The following is a 17630-nucleotide window of genomic DNA, read 5'->3' as shown; positions in this document are numbered from 1 at the left end:
ATGGAAATGCTCTATGCCATTACCACCGGCGTGCTCGCCGCCAGTGGCCTGTACCTGATGCTTCGCGGGAGAACCTTCCCGGTGGTGGTCGGCCTTACGTTGCTGTCCTATGCGACCAACCTGTTTCTGTTCTCCATGGGCGGGCTCACGGCGGGAGGCTCCGCCATCATCGACGGCAAGAGCCACTACAGTGATCCGCTGCCCCAGGCGCTGGTACTCACCGCCATCGTCATCGGCTTTGCCATGACGGCCTTCGCGGTCATCCTCGCCATGCGCGCCCGGGGCGACATGGGCAATGACCATGTCGATGGGCGCAAGGCCGAGGACAAGGAGGAGCGACGTTGATGTCCCACCTGATCGTGATGCCCATCGTCCTGCCCCTGGCAGCCGCGGTGGCACTGTTGATGACGCGCTTCGGCAACCCGTCCTATAAGCGTGTTCTGGGCCTGGTGACCACCTTTGCCTTGCTGTTGGTCAGCCTGCTGCTGTTGCGTCAGGCCGCCGCTGGCGACATTCACTACTATGCGCTCGGTGACTGGCAGCCACCCTTTGGCATTGTCATGGTGCTTGATCGCCTGTCTGCGCTGATGATTTTCGTGACATCCCTCCTGGCCGTTGGCGCCGTGCTGTTTGCCTGCGGCGGCGACGACGAGAAGGGCAGCAACTTTCATGGCCTCTTCCAGCTGCAGCTGATGGGGATCAACGGCGCCTTCCTGACCGGCGACCTGTTCAACCTGTTCGTCTTTTTCGAGGTGCTGCTGCTCGCCTCCTACGCCCTGCTGGTGCATGGCGGAGGCAAGGGTCGCATCCAGTCCGCCGTGCATTATGCGGTCCTCAACCTTGCCGGATCGGCACTGTTTCTATTCGCGGTTGGGCTGCTCTACGGTGCCACGGGCACCCTCAACATGGCCGACATGGCCCAGGCGGTGAGCCAGCTACCCAGCGAACGCCAGGGCATGGTGGTGGCCGGCGCGCTGCTGCTGCTGGTGGTCTTTGGCCTCAAGGCGGCCATTCTGCCGCTGTACTTCTGGCTGCCACGGGCCTATGCCAGCGCTCCGCCTCCGGTCGCCGCCCTATTTGCGGTAATGACCAAGATCGGGGTCTACGCGATATTGCGGGTCTACTGGCTGATCTTCGGCGACCAGGCCGGCCCCCTCGAGGCATTGGAGCAGAGCTGGGTATGGTGGCTTGCCCTTGGCACTCTGGCGATTTCCGGCATCGGCGTGCTGGCGGCGCGTGACCTGCGCCTGTTGGTGGCCTACCTGGTACTGGTGTCGGTGGGTACCCTGCTGGCCGGCGTCGGCATGCGCTCCCCTGCTGCGGTATCGGGACTGTTGTTCTATCTGGTCCATACCACCCTGGTCACCGGCGGTCTGTTCCTGCTGGCCGACATGATCGGCACCCAGCGTGGCAAGGCAGGCACGCGCCTGGTGCGGGGCCGTGTCCCCCACAATGCCACGGCCCTCGGGCTGATGTTCGTCATCGGTGGTATGGCCGTGGCAGGCTTGCCGCCGCTGTCAGGCGCCTTTGGCAAGGTCATGCTGATGAGTGCTGGCGATAGCGACCAACGCCTGTGGTTCTGGCCTTTACTGCTGGGCACCGGGCTGTGTGCAATCGTGGCGCTGTCCCGGGCCGGCTCCACCCTGTTCTGGCGCAGTCAGGCCAGCGATGACGGCGAGCCGTTGTCGGCCTGGCAGTGGGCCGGCACTGGCTGGTTGCTGGCCGCCTCCCCCCTGCTGGTAGTGCTGGCCGGGCCCCTGGCAGGCTATACCGAAGCCACCGCCGAACAGCTGACCAATCCTGAACCCATGCTCCGCGCCGTGCTGATGCAACAGGGAGACGCTCCATGACCACCCGCTCTCGTTCGTTGTTGCCCACCCCGCTACTGAGCCTGCTGTTGCTGGTTGTCTGGCTGCTGCTGGTCAATGATGTCTCTGTGGGCCATCTGCTGCTGGGCAGCGTCCTGGCGGTGCTGATCCCCTGGCTGACCTACCCCTTCTGGGACTTGCAGCCCGGCGTCAAGAAACCCTGGAAACTGCTGCGCTTCTTCTTGAGGGTCATCGGTGACATTGTGGTGGCCAACCTGCAGGTTGCCTGGATCATCATCAATCCCTGGCGCCGCACTCGGCCGCATTTCGTCGAGTATCCGCTGATGCTCGAAGAACGCTTTACCATCACGCTTTTGGCCAGCACGATCACGCTGACACCGGGTACGGTCTCGGCGAACCTGCGCATGGATGGGAAGACGCTGCTGATACACGCGCTGGACGTGCGCGATGAGCAAACCCTCATCGACACCATTCGGGAACGCTATGAGCGGCCGCTGAAGGAGATCTTCGAATGATCGATATCGCGTTGACCATCAGCCTGACGCTGGTCTCCCTGGCGCTGTTGCTGAACCTGTACCGGTTGACGGTGGGACCTGACATGCCCGACCGGATTCTCGCGCTGGACACGATGTATGTGAACTCCATCGCGCTGATTATCCTGATGGGCATCTGGCTCAACACCAAGACCTATTTCGAGGCGGCGCTGTTGATTGCACTGCTGGGCTTCATCAGCACCATCGCAGTCTGCAAGTACTTGCTGCGCGGCGACATCATCGAGTAATTCAGGAGAGTCTTCATGCTATACGTGTTTCTCGAGGGCCTGATCTCGGTACTGCTGATCGCTGGCGGGCTGTTTGCCTTCATCGGCTCGCTGGGCATGGCCCACCTCAGGGACTTCTACATGCGCCTGCATGGTCCGACCAAGGCCACCACCCTGGGCATGGGCTGCATACTCGCAGGCTCGATGGTGTACTTCAGCGTCACCCAGGGCGGCCTGCACCTGCAGGAAATGCTGATTACCCTGTTCCTGTTCATCACAGCACCTGTCAGTGCCCACATGCTGGCCAAGACCGGACTGCATCAGCGTCTTAACTACCTGGACAAGACCCGGGGCAAGCCCCTCGAGTTTCGGGAAGAGGAAGTCGGTGCAAAGCCGGTCCCCCACCCCGATCCGGAGTAGGCCAGAGCGGTCTGCTAAACGACAATGGGCAGCCAGATGGCTGCCCATTTTGCGATGGCGTCTAGGCTCTCATAACCATCCGGCCAACTCTCGCCTGACGATGCCCGCCAGCGCGTCGATGTGATCGTCGCGATCATTCAGGCAGGGAATATAGACAAACGTCTCTCCGCCGGCCTCGATGAAGGCATCCCGAATTTCCTGCTGGATTTCTTCCAGGGTTTCTACGCAATCGGCACTGAAGGCAGGCGACAGCACTGCAATGCGCTTATGGCCCTGGCGTGCCAGTTCGGCCACCTTGTCGACCGTTGCGGGCCCGACCCACTCCTCTGGACCAAATTTCGACTGGAAGGCGGTAACGACGTCCTCTTCCGGCATGCCGAGCCGCTCTCGCAACAGCCGAGTCGTCTTCACGCATTGGCAGTAGTACGGGTCGCCTTCTGTCAAAAAGCGCTTGGGTACCCCGTGATAGGAGGCCACGATCCTGGTGGGCGGCTGGGTCTCCTGCGCCAGGCGCTCCCTCACCGAGGCCGCCAGAGCGTCGATATAGGCCGGCTCATCGAAGTAGGCCGACGCGGTCCTGATGGCCGGCTGCCACTTCCGTTTCATCAACTGGCGAAAGAACTGATCGCACGCCGTCGCGGTGGTCGGTGAGCCATACTGCGGGTAAAGAGGGAAGAACAGGATACGCCGACAACCCTTGTCCTCAAGCTCCTTGAGCGCCTTTTCTGTCGAGGGATTGCCGTAACGCATTCCGAAACTGACCTCGATATTCTCCCCCACAGCGTCACGCAAGCGCAGCGCCAGCTTGTCCGCCTGGTTGCGGGTGATCGTCAGCAACGGACTTTCGTCCTTCTCGGTGTTCCAGATGCTGCGATATGCCTCCCCTGAGGCAAACGGCCGACGGCTGAGGATCACCAGCTGCAACAGAGGCTGCCACAGCCAACGAGGGTAATCGACGACCCGCTGATCCGATAGAAACTCGCTTAAGTAGCGGCGCATGGACCAGTAGCCCGTATCATCCGGAGTCCCCAGATTGGCGACCAGCACCCCGATCTTGTCACGAGGAATGACAGGGTGGTCCGCTGGGGCATGTGGCGGACGGCGTACCTGCTCGGATGACGGGGAATCAGACTGATCCATGAAAATGGCTTCCTCTTGGCGGTCTCGGTAAGCAAAAAGACTAACACCAGCAGGTGTCAGGCTCGAATCAAGTGTTACTATAAAGAAGATTTGTACAACTGTTGGAAAACTTATGTCCAGATCCTTGATTCTGCTTGCCGGTGATCAGCTGAGCCACGAGCTGGCGGCACTGGAACATGCCTCGGATGACGACGTGATCGCCCTCTGCGAGGTCGCCGAGGAAGGTCGCTATGTTCCCCATCATCCGCAAAAGATTGCGATGATGCTGTCGGCCATGCGCCACTTTGCTGCCAGCCTGCGTGACAAGGGATATCGGGTCCATTACAGCGCGCTCGATGACCCGGACAACGCCCACTCGCTGCTGCAAGAGGCCGAGCGGCTCGCAAAGCTCTATGACTGTCAGCGCATCGTGACCACTCGCCCGGGGGAATGGCGCCTGCTGCAGGCGATCGAGGAGCGTCGCAGCGACGTGCCCTGGGAATGGACTGAAGACACTCGGTTCTACTGCACGCCCGAGGCATTCGCGCAGTGGCTGTCAGGGCGTAAGCAACCCCGCATGGAGGCCTTCTATCGCGAGATGCGGCGCCATACTGGGCTACTGATGGAAGGCGACGAGCCGATGGGCGGTCAGTGGAACTTTGACAAGGACAACCGCAAGCCACTCGACCAGCGCCTCGATGTGCCATCACCGCCTGAGCATGGTATCGATGACACCACCCAGGCAGTGCTCGACCAGGTGGCAGAGCACTTTGGCGATCACTTTGGCGATCTTGACGGCTTCCACTGGCCGGTGACGCGGCGGCAGGCGCTGGTCGACCTGCGCCATTTCATCGATGCGCTGCTACCCGACTTTGGTGACTACCAGGACGCCATCAGCGATGACGACCCCTACCTCTTCCACTCGCGCCTCTCGGCGCCGATGAACCTGGGGCTGATAAGCCCGAGAGAGGTCTGTGAGGCAGCCCAGAATGCGTATCTTGAAGGCAAGGCCCCGATCAACGCGGTCGAGGGCTTCGTGCGACAGATACTCGGCTGGCGCGAGTACGTGCGCGGCGTCTACTGGTCTCAGATGCCAGACTACAAGCGCGGCAACGCCCTCAAGGCGACTCGTGGCCTGCCTCGCTTCTACTGGACCGGAGAGACGGACATGCGCTGCCTGCAGCGCGCTATCGGCATGACTCGCGAGAATGCCTACGCCCACCATATTCAGCGTCTGATGGTCACCGGCAACTTTGCCCTGCTATGCGGCGTCAGTCCGGAGGCACTATGCGACTGGTATCTCGCCGTCTATGCCGATGCCTGCGAGTGGGTCGAGCTGCCCAATACGCTGGGCATGGTGCTGCATGCTGACGGAGGCATCATGGGGTCCAAGCCCTACTGTGCATCTGGCAAGTACATCGACCGCATGTCGGATCACTGTCGCGACTGCCACTACGATGTAAAGAAGACCACAGGCGAGACGGCCTGTCCTTTCAACAGCCTCTACTGGCACTTCCTTGAGCGCCACGCCGACACCCTGAGCAACAACCACCGAATGAAGTTGATCTACGGCTCCTTGAACCGCATGAGCGATGACAAGCGCACCGCCATGCGTGAGCAGGCGGAGTCCTTTCTCGCCACGCTGGAGCTCGAGCCGAGCTACGGCCAAGGCGAACATGTGGCAGGCTATCGCGCCCGGGGGGCATCATCATGAAGCGCTTCGACGACATCACCCCGCCGGTCACCCTGTTCCACGACGGCGGCTGCCCGCTGTGTCGCCGGGAAGTCGCCTGGCTGCGCGGCCATCCCAGACGGGACCGTATTCGCTTCGTGGATATTCGCCATCCCGACTTTGATGCCGCGCAGTGGGGCAAGCGCATCGAGGACATGATGGGCAAGCTGCACCTTCTCGACGCAAGGGGCCACTGGATCGTCGGGATGGATGCCAGCAGAGCTCTGTACGCGACCTTGGGCTACCGGCGCTGGCTCTGGTTCAGCATGCTACCGGGAATGCGGCAGGCGCTGGACCTGGGCTATCGCCTGTTTGCCAAGCTACGTCCCTGGCTGGGGCGACACGGGTCTGGCTAAGACCAGACTGGCAACGTACAGACTGGCCAAGCGCGGTCTGGATAGGGTCGATCTGGATAGGGTCGGTCTAGATAGGGTCGGTCTAGATAGGGTCGGTCTAGATAGGGTCGGTCTAGATAGGGTCGGTCTAGATAGGGTCGATCTAGATAGGGTCGATCTAGATAGGTTAGGTCTGAACAGTTTCGATCTGGAAGGGTTCGACCTAGAGAGGTTCGAACAAGACCGTCACGGGCCCTGGCTATCAGCGCCAGGGACTTGTATCGGTCAGAGGAAGGCAGGAACACCCAGGGGTGTCAGAACGTCAATGGTGGGGTCGAGAGGGCAGCGTCAGAAGACCAGTGGCATGCGCGATGCCAGTGGCTGCGCATAGTGGGTCTCGCGGCCAATCACCTCGTCGTGAGCGACGTGCTGCACCAGGTAGGCTCGATGAATGCCTGCTCGCTTCAGCTCAAGGTAGACATCGTCCAGTGAACGGAACAGCACAGGCTTGCCGCGTCGGCAGAGCATATGACGCGCCCCTTCGACGTCTTCCAGCTCGACTTGATAGAAACGGCTACCCGCGTGGCTGATGACGCGGATCTCGAAGTTGTCGTGTCGGCCCACAAAGGCCTTCAGCTCCTGAAATTCCATAATATCTTTCGCCTCTTTTCATCCTGTAGTGGCGGCCAGCGTCTTGCCACCGCCTTGCTGATTAGCGCTATCTGCCACACCAGTCCATTCTTGCCACCGTCTGGCGCGGGTCATCGTCTCACAGACTGCTCGACACTAGCGCGATGGACGGTGCGACGGTTTGATCATGGCACAGCCTGACGATGGAGAGTGACATTCTGGTTACGCTAACAATAATTTCTCTGACCTGGATACACACCTGCCGTTCCCTGCGCGATGCAATCAAGCACGCTCCAGCAGAAGACAGCTCCATACCGTCAAGACACTCAGTAAAAAGAAAGGGCTAGAGCGAAAAGTGACGCAGCAAGGGAAGCGCGCACAGCGACGAGCGGACAGAGGGAAGAAGGAACAGAAGAAAGAGAATGCAGAAGACACCAAACTCAGACATGCGAGATGCGAGAGGCGAGAGGCGAGAGGCGAAGGAACGAGAACACACCAGGCAAAGGCCACCCCTTCGGTGGCCTCGCGGGCAACCAGACGCCCAACAGGCCAGCCTGTCATGCGCTACAGCGTCACCCTACTGCTGTCCCGACGCCTACTGATACTCGGAAGGATCGATCGCCTTGCCCAGGGAATTTCTGTCGACCCAGTTCCCTGCCTTGGTTTCCTTGTAACGAAAGACCACCTTATCCCCTACAGCCACCGGAAGTTCGGCATCTTCTGTCTGATAACTGTAGTCGACGCCGTCCACCACCAGGTGGTAACGGTACAGATCGGGCATGCCCAGCCATTCCTTGAAAGGACCTTCACGTTCCACCGAAGTCAGCTCACCTCGGGCTTCCAGCTTGGGCGCGCGGCGCCGATTGCCGCGTCGAAATCCACCTGCCATGTCAGGGTCCTCCAGAGTCGGGTTACAGAGTGCAAGGGGCGGCATTATACGAGTCCACCGGTTCAGCTCAAGCCGCACCTCTTGCGCAGGGCCTATTCACCGAAGGTGTCGCCGTAGCTATCTGGTGCAAGATCCTCGAAACGGGTGTATTTGCCGATAAAGGCCATGTGAACCGCGCCGATCGGACCGTTACGCTGCTTGCCGATGATAAATTCGGCCAGCCCCTTGTTATCGGGGTTATCAGGATTGTAGACCTCATCACGATAGACGAAACCGATGAGGTCGGCGTCCTGCTCGATGGCCCCGGACTCACGCAGATCCGACATCACCGGGCGCTTGTTGGGTCGCTGCTCCAAGGAACGGTTGAGCTGCGACAGGGCAATGACCGGGCACCCGAATTCCTTGGCCAGCCCCTTGAGAGACCGTGATATCTCGGAGATCTCACCGGTACGGTTGTCACCGAACCCTGGCACCTGCATCAGCTGCAGATAGTCGATCATGATCATCGCCAGGTTGCCGTGTTCGCGCACGACTCGACGAACTCGCGAGCGCATTTCGTTGGGGGACAAGGCTGCGGTGTCATCGATAAACAGCTGCTTGTCCTTCAGCAGGTTGACCGCGGAGGTGAGCCGCGGCCAGTCCTCGTCTTCCAGCTGACCGGAACGCACGCGAGTCTGATCGATACGACCCAGTGACGACAGCATACGCAGCATGATCGAGTCTGCCGGCATCTCCATGGAAAACACCATGACCGGCTTGTCGCTGGAGACTACCGCATGCTCTACCAGATTCATGGCAAAGGTGGTCTTACCCATGGAGGGTCGACCGGCCACAATGACCAGGTCAGAAGGTTGAAGGCCCGACGTCATGTCATCCAGGTCACGAAAACCCGTCGACAGACCGGTCATCTCGCCCTTCATATTGAACAGTTCGTCGATTCGATCGACGGCCTTAGTCAGCAGTTCGCTCATACCGATGGGACCACCGGCCTTGGGGCGATCTTCGCTGATCTGGAACACCAGACGCTCGGCCTCGTTGACCAGCTCGTCAGCGGGACGACCGTTGGGGCTGAACGCGCCATCGGCGATCTGGTTGGCTGCCTGAATCAGTTTGCGCAGGGTGGCCCTTTCGCGAACGATATCACCGTAGGCGCGGATATTACTGGCGGAAGGCGTATTGCGGGCGAGCTCCGCCAGGTACGCCAGTCCACCCACGGTATCGAGTTGATCGCGAGCCTCCAGCGCCTCGGACAGGGTCACCACGTCCAGCGGGCGACTGGACTCCGCCAGCGCCACCATGGCGTTGAACACCAGACGGTGTTCATAGCGATAGAAGTCATCGGCGACCAGGCGGTCGGCGATGCTGTCCCAGGCCTGATTGTCCAACATCAGACCACCCAGCACCGATTGCTCGGCCTCGACCGAGTGGGGCGGAACCTTGAGCGCTGCGGCTTCCTGATCGATGGTCTGGACGTCACTCATCTGCTTGTCTCTCGCAACACATGTACTGCCGGTCGGTAAAGGGCTTCCAGTCTAGCCGATCTCCACCCTCTCGCAAGACCGTAGCTCCGCGGATCGCGGGCATAAAAAAAGGCGCGGGATATCACTCCCGCGCCCTTGCTGTTGCCGTGGGAGATGACCTTATTCGGCCACCACCACCACGCGCACAGCGGCGTCGACGTCAGCGTGCAGGTGCAGCACGATGTCGTACTCACCGGTCTGACGGATCGGGCCTTCCGGCATACGCACTTCGCTCTTGGCGACATCGATTCCAGCGCTGGAGATCGCTTCCGCCAGGTCACGCGGACCGATGGAACCGAACAGCTTGCCTTCGTCACCGGCCTTGGCGACCAGAGACAGCTCGATATCGTTGAGCTGCTCGGCGCGGGCTTCCGCCTCGGCCTTGCGCTCAGCGGCCTGGGCTTCAAGCTCGGCGCGCTGTGCTTCAAAAGCAGCGATGTTGTCCTTGGTGGCCGGCACGGCAAGGCCGTAAGGCACCAGGTAGTTACGGCCGTAGCCAGGCTTGACGGTGACCTTGTCACCAAGACCGCCCAGCTTGCCAATGTTGTCGAGCAGAATGACTTCCATCTCGTAAACCTCTATGTCAGTTGCTGTGACCTAGACGACCGCGGAAATCCGCGAAGGTGTCGATCAAGGCCACAACCAGCACGATGAGAATCATGGGCCAGGTGGTGATCAGCAGCAGATAGAACGCGACCAGCCACAACCCGTTCATTCCCTTACGTCCAACTACACCATGTGTCAGGCCGATGCCCGCCATCAGTAGCGGTATCCAGGCCAGCATGCCGATGCCAGGCAGTCCAAGCAGCGAGCCAGCAATCACCAGCACCACCAGCAGAATCAGCTCCCGAGGGCTGAGCCGCATGGCGTGGAACTCTTCCCGAAAACCACCGGGGTTGTAGAGTCCCGCCTGCCAGCTACGGGCCAGTGCCAGGCAAGCCACGGAGGCCAGCATGACAACCAGGCCGGTGACCCCGCTGATGACCAGCTCGGCCAGCTGTGTGGGGTCGACGCCCTGGGCCGCCAGCTCGTCGAGCATGGCCGCTACCTCGGACGAGCTCTGACGCAGCTGATCCAGCATCAGGGCGGTGTCCGTCCGGGGCAGAAACACCCCGATCTGGATCATCGCCGCGCCCGCCAGAGACCCCAGGATCAGTGCTTCGCTCCAGCGCATGCGAGAGCGCAGCACGACCGCCATCAACAGCGCCAGCAAGGTCGTCGCCAGAGGAATCGGATCCCCTTGCGTCCACCACCAGCCCGCAGGAACCGCTGCGGCAGCAATCACCGGCAACGCCGGCGCCATGCCCTTGCGCAGCGTCACCAGAGCGGCGATAGCGGCGCCGAACCAGAACAGCCAGGGCACCGCAGACGCCACCAGGGCGACCAGCGCCGCCTGGGGCGTCCCTTTCATCGACCATCGGGCGACAGGCAGCATCGGTTGATGACTTACTGGTGGCTGTCGGTGTAGGGCAGCAGAGCCAGGTAGCGTGCGCGCTTGATCGCGGTAGACAGCTGGCGCTGGTAACGGGCCTTGGTACCGGTGATACGGCTGGGAACGATCTTGCCAGTCTCGGTGATGTAGGCCTTCAGGGTGTCCAGATCTTTGTAGTCGATCTGCTTCACGCCTTCAGCGGTGAAACGGCAAAACTTGCGGCGACGGAAAAAACGTGCCATGGAAAGACTCCTTATACGTGCGTTGCAGAACTAGCGATGCGCGGCTTAGGCGGATTCAGCGGTGCGCGGCTTTTCTTCGCGACGGGCACGCTTCTCTTCCACCGGCTTCATCATCGGAGACGCTTCGGTGATGGCTTCCTTGCAGCGCACCACCAGGCTGCGGATGATGGCGTCGTTGAAACGGAAGATGTTCTCGATTTCCTCGAGAGTCTCGCCGCTGCACTCAACGTTCATCAGCACGTAGTGGGCCTTGTGGATCTTGTTGATCGGGTAGGCCAGGTGACGGCGACCCCAATCTTCGAGACGGTGAACGGTACCGGAGTTCTCGGTGACGATGCTGGTGTAGCGCTCGACCATGGCCGGAACCTGCTCACTCTGGTCCGGGTGGACCATGAAGACGATCTCGTAGTGACGCATGGATTCTCCTTTCGGTTTGGCAGCTTCCGCAGGGGCCTGAGCGGGTGTCAAGAACATCGCTCGACGCCGGGGGAAGCAAGGAGTGAATAACAAATAACCTGTCCCGCGCAGAACGCACGGGCGCATGGATTCTACGGAGTCAAGAGGCGTGATGCAACCTGAACATCACTTTCCTCTCTTTTAGCCAGGTGGCGAGGACAGGCGGTCTTGCTAGCGCTTCTCTCTGTCACCTCTTTCTATCACCTCTTTCTACCACCTCTCTCCACCCTCCCTACCATCCCTATCTACCACTATCAGGACGATGAACGCTGTCGCACTGCCTCAAACAGGCAGATACCGGTAGCAACGGAGACGTTGAGGCTGGAGACCGCCCCGGCCATCGGCAGCTTGACCAGCGTGTCACAGGCTTCGCGGGTCAAGCGGCGCATGCCCTTGCCTTCAGCCCCCATGACCAGCGCCGTCGGGCCGCGCAGATCCGCTTCGAAGACGCTGCCTTCGGCTTCGCCCGCCGTTCCGGTGATCCACACGCCCTCTTCCTTCAGCCGCGCCATGGCCCGCGCCAGGTTGGTCACCTGATACACCGGCACACTTTCAGCAGCACCACAGGCCACCTTGCGCACCGTGGCATTCAGCGGCGCCGACTTGTCCTTGGGCACCAGCACCCCATGCACGCCAGCGGCGTCGGCGCTGCGCAGGCACGCTCCCAGGTTGTGCACGTCAGTGACCCCGTCAAGAATCAGCAGCAGCGGCGGTGTTTCCAGCGGCCATGCCTTCAGCTTATGCCAGAGCGACTCCTCGCTCTCCGGTGCCAACGGCGGACAGAAAGCGACGACTCCCTGATGGGAAGCCCCCTGGGAGAGGCGGTCCAGCTCGTCTCGGGGCACCGCTTTGACACGTGCCCCACGCTGACGCGCCAGCTCGATCAGGTCGTGCAAGCGTCGGCCCGCTTCACCTTCCTGCAGCCACAGCTCGCGAGGGGATTCGCCGCGATCCAACATGGCCCGGACGGCATGCACGCCAAAGACGCCATCGAGACCTGCGGGCGCCGCGGCGCCAGAACCACCCCGTGGCTGACGCTGACGTTGACGCTTGGATTCATGCTTGGCCACGCAGACCCTCCTGTAAACAGATCACGCTGGCGTTACCCCTTATGGCCATTGCCACGCGCATTGCGCCGAGGGCCACGACGACGACGCCCACCCTTCTTCTTCGGCGCCTCGGCCTCGGACGAGGCGCCATCCTTGCCACGCTTGCCGGCCTTGGCTTGACCGGTCTCGCTGGCCTTGCTCGCAGGCTCGCCACGACGCTTGCGCGGCGCACGCCGAGGACGTGGCTTGTCATCGGCCATCTCGAAATCGATCTTGCGCTCATCCAGGTCGACCCGCGCCACCTGAACGGTCACCCCGTCGCCGAGACGGTAGCTGGTTCCCGTGCGCTCGCCCTTGAGGCGATGCTTTTCCGGCTCGTAGTGGTAATAGTCGGAAGGTAATGAGGTGACGTGCACCAACCCCTCGACGTAGACATCATCCAGCCGCACAAAGATACCGAACTGAGTGACGGAGGCGATGGTTCCGTCGTAGACCTCACCGAGCTTGTCGGACATGAACTCACACTTGAGCCAGTCCTCCACGTCGCGAGTGGCGTCATCGGCCCGACGCTCTGTCATCGAGCAATGTTCCCCCAGCTCCAGCATCTGCTCGAAGGTGTAGGGGCACCACTTGGTCGGCGGCTCCACCGGCGCACCCTCGGCCCGCAACACGGTATTGGTCTGGCGCGGACCGCGGATGACCGAGCGAATGGCGCGATGCACCAGCAGGTCGGGGTAGCGGCGAATCGGCGAAGTAAAGTGGGCATAGGCCGGATATGCCAGGCCAAAGTGCCCTTCGTTGTGCGGTGAGTAGACCGCCTGGCTCATGGAGCGCAACATCACTGTCTGAATGATGTCCGCATCGTCACGGCCCTTGATGGCCTCGGCCAGGTCGCGATAGTCCTGAGGCGTGGGCTCATCACCGCCACCTAGCGACATGCCGATCTCGTTCAGGAACAGCCTCAGCTTGTCCAGGCGTTCCGGCGATGGCCGCTCGTGAATCCGGTAAAGCGCTGGCAGGTCGTGCTTGTCCAGGAAGCGCGCGGTGGCCACGTTGGCGGCCAGCATGCATTCCTCGATGATCTTGTGAGCATCGTTGCGCGAGCGCGGCACAATCTTCTCGATCTTGCGTTCGTCGTTGAAGACGATCGCGGTCTCGGTGGTCTCGAAGTCGATGGCGCCCCGCTCGGTGCGCGCTTCTCGCAACAGCTGATACAGGCTGTACAGGTTCTTCAGCGACGGTACCAGCGCCTTGTACTGCTGTCGCAGCGCATCGCCCTCTTCTCCGTCATCCTGGAGAATGGCTGCCACCTTGTTGTAGGTCAGCCTGGCGTGCGAGCGGAAAACGGCCTCATAGAATCGATAGCGACTGATCGCGCCGGTCTTGGAAATGTTCAGCTCGCAGACCAGCGCCAGTCGATCCACGTCAGGGTTCAGCGAGCAGAGCCCATTGGACAGCAGCTCTGGCAGCATCGGCACCACCTGCCCCGGGAAGTACACCGAGTTGCCCCGAGCAATGGCCTCCTGGTCCAGCGGGCTGCCGGGACGCACGTAGTGCGAGACATCGGCAATCGCCACCAGCAGCTTCCAGCTTCCGGAACGCGTCTTGTAGGCACAGACAGCGTCGTCGAAGTCCTTGGCGCTTTCATCGTCGATGGTCACCAGCGGCTTGTCGCGCAGGTCGATGCGATGAAGCTTGTCGTCCTCCGCTACCTCAGCGGACATGCTGGCGATCTGATCGATGACATCCGGCGGAAACTCAGAGGGGATCTCGTAGCTTCGCAGCGCAATATCAATTTCCATCCCGGGGTCCATGCGCTCACCCAGCACCTCGATCACTTCCCCGACAGGCTGGACCCGGGTCTCCGGCTGCTTGACGATACGCGCCGAGATGACCTGCCCGTCCTGCGCTCCAGCGCAAGCACTGTGGGGAATGATGACTTCCTGGGTAATGCGGTTGTTCTCGGGAATCAGCACGCCGAACTCAGGCGTGTTCTCCCGATAGACGCCAACGATCGTCTGGGTGTTGCGCGCGATGACTTCCACCACCGTCGCCTCGTCGCGACCACGACGGTCACGCCCGCTGACCCGCACCAGCACATGGTCACCGTGAAACACTCGGCGCATCTGCCGAGGAGGCATGACCAGGTCAGGCTTCTTGCCATCATCGCGGACCAGAAATCCAAAGCCGTCGCGATGACCCAGCACCTTACCCTTGATCAGGTCCAGCTTATCGATCAGCGCATAGGCGCCCCGACGATTGCGCAATACCTGGCCGTCTCGCTCCATGGCGGAGAGGCGCCGGCGTACCGCTTCTCGAAGGTCTTCATCATCCAGGCCAAGCTGATCGCTCATCGCCTCGTGGGTCGTCGGCGTACCGATTTCCTCGAGTCGATTCAACAGATATTCACGGGAGGGAGCAGGCTTGTCGTACTTATGGGCTTCGCGGCTGGCGTGTTCGTCGGCGTCGAGCGTCCAATGGTTCATGCGGAAGGCATCCTTGACAGGGGCGAGGACGGCAGGAGTGCGCCGCCACCCGGGCGCGAGCGTGCGGTCTTTTCGAAATTGTCTCTTAACATGCGCGCAGTATAGCGCCAGCAGCGCCGTCACCCAACCATAAGCGCCTCCGGATACAGAGCTTGCGCCATCAGTACGACGTTTTTTTCTCCCAGCAGCGACGCAAAAGGCTTGCAATATGCCAAAGTTTCGGTAACATACGCGCCACTTGCCCAGATGGCGGAATTGGTAGACGCGCTAGCTTCAGGTGCTAGTGTCCTTACGGACGTGGAGGTTCAAGTCCTCTTCTGGGCACCAAGATCCTTCGGGATCACGACGATGGAGATCGTCACGCTCTTTGATACATCGTTATCGGCAAAGCGCACGTGTTCGCCCAGGTGGCGGAATTGGTAGACGCGCTAGCTTCAGGTGCTAGTGTCCTTACGGACGTGGAGGTTCAAGTCCTCTCCTGGGCACCAACGATACATGCTGCGGCATGCATCGATGAACACAGGCCGAGCAGATAACGTAGATCACGAGCACACAACATGACATGCCCAGGTGGCGGAATTGGTAGACGCGCTAGCTTCAGGTGCTAGTGTCCTTACGGACGTGGAGGTTCAAGTCCTCTCCTGGGCACCAATGTCATGCAGCAACAGGATCAGACAGATCCAACAAGAATCCGCGCCCCGTCGCGGTTTTTTTGTGCCTGCCGTTCCAGCATCCAGCGTGTTAGCACCCGGTCTTTAGTCCCTAGCCCGTCGCTCAATCGAAACGCGACGGCAACTCAGCCACCTGAGACAGCGCCCAGTCGCCCACCCCCGCACGAGCCTCCCAGGCCGCCTCTTCCTGCGGGCCCAGCCGCGGAAAGAAATTCAGGCCCGTGATCGCTTCCACCTCGTCGATGCTGACAAGATAGCGAGACAGCGATTCATCTCCACGCACGTTCTGGGGCATCACAAAAGCGACTGCCAGAGGAGTCTCTCCGGGCACCACCACCACCTTGTAGAAGCCGATTGGCACCTCCACAAAGCTGACGCGATCCAGCAGTCGATCCAGGGAGAGATCGCTGACTCTGGTTTCTGCATAGACAGGCCCGGTGATGACCTGCAGGCGACCGAAGCGCGGCAGAAAATGGTCCATCACGACTTCTTCCAGGCGCTGCCATAGCTGACGGTTGAGGGCAGGCTTCTGCGGCATCATGTTGCTCATCAGGAAGCTGTCATGCTGAGCCTGCTCCCCCCAGACCTTGGCCATGGCATAGTTGGGAGCCAGGTGCCCACGGTCATATCCACTGCCAGCGTAGCTGGTCGTGCTGACGGGCCACAGCGTTCGCCAATCCTGTTTGAAGCCGGGGCGAGGCCCCACCCGGTGATCCGCCGACTGCCGCAGTTCATAGCTCGCCCACAGCGCACCAACGCGCAGATCAGACCATCCCAGCAGGTACCCTTCATTACGCAGCACACGGGTGAACGCCAGCGTGGACGGTTCCGCCCACTCGGTCACCCCCATCCAGCTCATGCGGTCGCGATAGCCCTGCTCGGTGGAGTACCACAGGACAACCCCCAGCACGGCGATGGCCAGCGAGGCCAGGAAATGCCGCGGCCGAGGTATCAGACGATCAAGCGAGAGATCCACACACTTCCTTGTTGGCAATGGTCAGGACGAACAATGGTCAGGACGAACAATGATCAGCAGGGCCTGCCCTTACCAACCCAACGAAAACATGGTTTCCAGATCGTGGCGCGAGTGCACCTGAAGCGCATTGAGCGTTTCCGTGTCGGCAATGCCTTCTACTGCATTCAGGCGTCCAGTGACCAGCTCCGCCAGACTCTCGAAATCCCGTGTACGGGCAATGGCCACCAGATCATAGCGACCGCAGGTCGAATAGACCTCGCTGATCCCTTCCACCTCGGCCAGACGCTCGGCCACCGCCTTGACCTGCCCTTTCTCGGCATTGATCAGAATCACAGCATTCTGCATGATCACGCTCCTTTCCCATCGCTCCACGCCAACGACTCAGGACGCGGATGTTAAACATGGTGGTTTGGCAACGCAGTATATCAGCGCCTCCTCACCACCTGCACCGCCGACTGCGCGGACCGCTTTTTTCGCGGCGGATTGCCGCACTCACAACGAGACGATTCGCCAAGGCTCAACGGCTTAGCTAATCTTGCAAGGCAGCGCCATCAAGAGCGCAGGAGCAGGCTGCCAAGGCATCCTGACTCACCAAGACCGGCCCATCGCGGGCCTGACCATGACCGTATGACGCTCATCTTCCGACAATGAGGAGTCCCCATGACCAAGCACAGCCGTCGTGCCTTCCTGCGCACCAGTCTGCTGGGCATCGCCGCTCTGCCGCTGGGTGCTGGTGTCCTGTCTCGCACTGCGCTGGCGCAGAGCCTGCCTCGCCTGAGTACCGACAATGCCCAGGCCAAGGCTCTGGGATACGTCGAAAAGGCCAGCGATGCCAGCGGCAATGCCGCCTACGAAGACGGAGAGCTCTGCTCGAACTGCATGTTCTTCAATGCCGAAACCGAGGGCTGCCAGCTATTCCCGCAGAATAGCGTCGCCCCAGGCGGATGGTGCCAATCCTGGACGGCCAAGCCATAAGGCTGCGTGCCGAGGTCCGGTACTAAGCAAGAAGAAAGAAGGCAGGAGGAAAGCAGGCAAGAAAACACGCCGCCGCAAAGCATCACTTTGCGGCGGCGTGTCGGTTATC

At 61.0% G+C, this 17630-nt stretch carries 20 protein-coding genes and 3 tRNA genes; 11 read left to right on the top strand and 12 right to left on the bottom strand.

The genetic code is table 11. From position 1 onward, the window contains the following. Genes KUW18_RS08120 through KUW18_RS08100 form a run of 5 tightly spaced genes read left to right on the top strand, consistent with a single transcriptional unit; the run spans position 1 to position 3009 of the window. Positions 1-345, top strand: coding sequence for a Na+/H+ antiporter subunit C (locus KUW18_RS08120; RefSeq protein ID WP_206941365.1), 345 nt, complete (start codon positions 1-3; stop codon positions 343-345). Further along, positions 342-1850, top strand: a complete 1509-nt coding sequence (locus tag KUW18_RS08115; RefSeq protein ID WP_222484203.1) for a monovalent cation/H+ antiporter subunit D — start codon at positions 342-344, stop codon at positions 1848-1850. The genes KUW18_RS08120 and KUW18_RS08115 overlap by 4 nt, the downstream gene beginning before the upstream one ends. Further along, the gene (locus tag KUW18_RS08110) at positions 1847-2344 is read left to right on the top strand and encodes a Na+/H+ antiporter subunit E (RefSeq protein ID WP_206941367.1); all 498 of its coding nucleotides are present in this window, start codon (positions 1847-1849) and stop codon (positions 2342-2344) included. Before KUW18_RS08115 ends, KUW18_RS08110 begins: the two co-directional genes overlap by 4 nt. Further along, the gene (locus KUW18_RS08105; RefSeq protein WP_206941368.1) at positions 2341-2610 is read left to right on the top strand and encodes a K+/H+ antiporter subunit F; all 270 of its coding nucleotides are present in this window, start codon (positions 2341-2343) and stop codon (positions 2608-2610) included. The genes KUW18_RS08110 and KUW18_RS08105 overlap by 4 nt, the downstream gene beginning before the upstream one ends. Before the next feature lie 15 nt (positions 2611-2625). Then, a complete protein-coding gene (locus KUW18_RS08100; RefSeq protein ID WP_206941369.1) occupies positions 2626-3009 on the top strand; it encodes a Na+/H+ antiporter subunit G in 384 nt (127 codons plus the stop codon). A gap of 69 nt (positions 3010-3078) precedes the next feature. Here the strand turns inward: KUW18_RS08100 and hemH are convergent, their stop codons facing one another. Beyond that, complete coding sequence (gene hemH, locus KUW18_RS08095; RefSeq protein WP_222561142.1) at positions 3079-4149, bottom strand: ferrochelatase; 1071 nt, start codon at positions 4147-4149, stop codon at positions 3079-3081. A 112-nt stretch (positions 4150-4261) separates the two neighbouring features. On the opposite strand from hemH, the gene KUW18_RS08090 reads away from it, so the two are divergent. After that, positions 4262-5842, top strand: a complete 1581-nt coding sequence (locus KUW18_RS08090) for a cryptochrome/photolyase family protein (protein WP_222561141.1) — start codon at positions 4262-4264, stop codon at positions 5840-5842. After that, positions 5839-6216, top strand: coding sequence for a thiol-disulfide oxidoreductase DCC family protein (locus tag KUW18_RS08085; protein WP_206941372.1), 378 nt, complete (start codon positions 5839-5841; stop codon positions 6214-6216). Before KUW18_RS08090 ends, KUW18_RS08085 begins: the two co-directional genes overlap by 4 nt. A gap of 327 nt (positions 6217-6543) precedes the next feature. Here KUW18_RS08085 and KUW18_RS08080 read toward each other — a convergent pair whose 3' ends face one another. The 9 genes from KUW18_RS08080 to rnr all read right to left on the bottom strand — a co-directional run bounded on the left by KUW18_RS08080 (position 6544) and on the right by rnr (position 14899). Further along, positions 6544-6846 (bottom strand): DUF6482 family protein, encoded by a 303-nt coding sequence (locus KUW18_RS08080; RefSeq protein ID WP_206941373.1) that lies wholly within the window; start codon positions 6844-6846, stop codon positions 6544-6546. Between the two features lie 574 nt (positions 6847-7420). After that, entirely contained in the window at positions 7421-7714 is a 294-nt protein-coding gene (locus KUW18_RS08075) for a hypothetical protein (protein WP_206941374.1), read from the bottom strand. A 92-nt stretch (positions 7715-7806) separates the two neighbouring features. Next, positions 7807-9195 (bottom strand): replicative DNA helicase, encoded by a 1389-nt coding sequence (gene dnaB, locus KUW18_RS08070; RefSeq protein WP_206941375.1) that lies wholly within the window; start codon positions 9193-9195, stop codon positions 7807-7809. Between the two features lie 159 nt (positions 9196-9354). Then, positions 9355-9801 (bottom strand): 50S ribosomal protein L9, encoded by a 447-nt coding sequence (gene rplI / locus KUW18_RS08065; protein ID WP_206941376.1) that lies wholly within the window; start codon positions 9799-9801, stop codon positions 9355-9357. Positions 9802-9817: 16 nt separating this feature from the next. Next, positions 9818-10669, bottom strand: a complete 852-nt coding sequence (locus KUW18_RS08060) for a hypothetical protein (protein ID WP_206941378.1) — start codon at positions 10667-10669, stop codon at positions 9818-9820. Positions 10670-10680: 11 nt separating this feature from the next. Further along, positions 10681-10908, bottom strand: coding sequence for a 30S ribosomal protein S18 (rpsR, locus tag KUW18_RS08055; RefSeq protein ID WP_016853668.1), 228 nt, complete (start codon positions 10906-10908; stop codon positions 10681-10683). Positions 10909-10953: 45 nt separating this feature from the next. Next, on the bottom strand, positions 10954-11325 hold the full coding sequence (rpsF, locus tag KUW18_RS08050; RefSeq protein WP_206941380.1) for a 30S ribosomal protein S6: 372 nt from the start codon (positions 11323-11325) through the stop codon (positions 10954-10956). 293 nt (positions 11326-11618) lie between these two features. Then, positions 11619-12323 carry a 23S rRNA (guanosine(2251)-2'-O)-methyltransferase RlmB gene (gene rlmB / locus KUW18_RS08045; RefSeq protein WP_242520778.1) on the bottom strand — a complete coding sequence of 235 codons (705 nt, stop codon included), beginning with the start codon at positions 12321-12323 and terminating at the stop codon, positions 11619-11621. 143 nt (positions 12324-12466) lie between these two features. Further along, entirely contained in the window at positions 12467-14899 is a 2433-nt protein-coding gene (gene rnr / locus KUW18_RS08040) for a ribonuclease R (protein ID WP_206941382.1), read from the bottom strand. Between the two features lie 240 nt (positions 14900-15139). On the opposite strand from rnr, the gene KUW18_RS08035 reads away from it, so the two are divergent. The 3 genes from KUW18_RS08035 to KUW18_RS08025 all read left to right on the top strand — a co-directional run bounded on the left by KUW18_RS08035 (position 15140) and on the right by KUW18_RS08025 (position 15550). Continuing rightward, positions 15140-15226: transfer RNA gene (locus KUW18_RS08035), tRNA-Leu, on the top strand. 74 nt (positions 15227-15300) lie between these two features. Then, positions 15301-15387, top strand: a tRNA-Leu gene (locus tag KUW18_RS08030). Positions 15388-15463: 76 nt separating this feature from the next. Next, a tRNA-Leu gene (locus KUW18_RS08025) sits at positions 15464-15550 on the top strand. 123 nt (positions 15551-15673) lie between these two features. Here the strand turns inward: KUW18_RS08025 and KUW18_RS08020 are convergent. Together KUW18_RS08020 and KUW18_RS08015 are read right to left on the bottom strand one after the other, a co-directional pair. Further along, complete coding sequence (locus KUW18_RS08020; protein WP_315899942.1) at positions 15674-16546, bottom strand: DNA/RNA non-specific endonuclease; 873 nt, start codon at positions 16544-16546, stop codon at positions 15674-15676. Positions 16547-16615: 69 nt separating this feature from the next. After that, positions 16616-16891, bottom strand: coding sequence for an Lrp/AsnC family transcriptional regulator (locus KUW18_RS08015; RefSeq protein WP_206941383.1), 276 nt, complete (start codon positions 16889-16891; stop codon positions 16616-16618). A gap of 315 nt (positions 16892-17206) precedes the next feature. Here KUW18_RS08015 and KUW18_RS08010 point away from each other — a divergent pair, with 315 nt between their 5' ends. Then, positions 17207-17521: a high-potential iron-sulfur protein gene (locus tag KUW18_RS08010; RefSeq protein WP_206941385.1), complete on the top strand. Its 315-nt coding sequence runs from the start codon at positions 17207-17209 to the stop codon at positions 17519-17521. Positions 17522-17630: the final 109 nt, after the last annotated feature.

The organism is Halomonas sp. DP5Y7-2, from assembly GCF_019802025.1.
GTDB lineage: Bacteria > Pseudomonadota > Gammaproteobacteria > Pseudomonadales > Halomonadaceae > Halomonas > Halomonas litopenaei_A.
The sequence above is the reverse complement of the archived record's forward strand: the minus strand, read 5'-3'. Positions and strand labels throughout refer to the sequence as shown.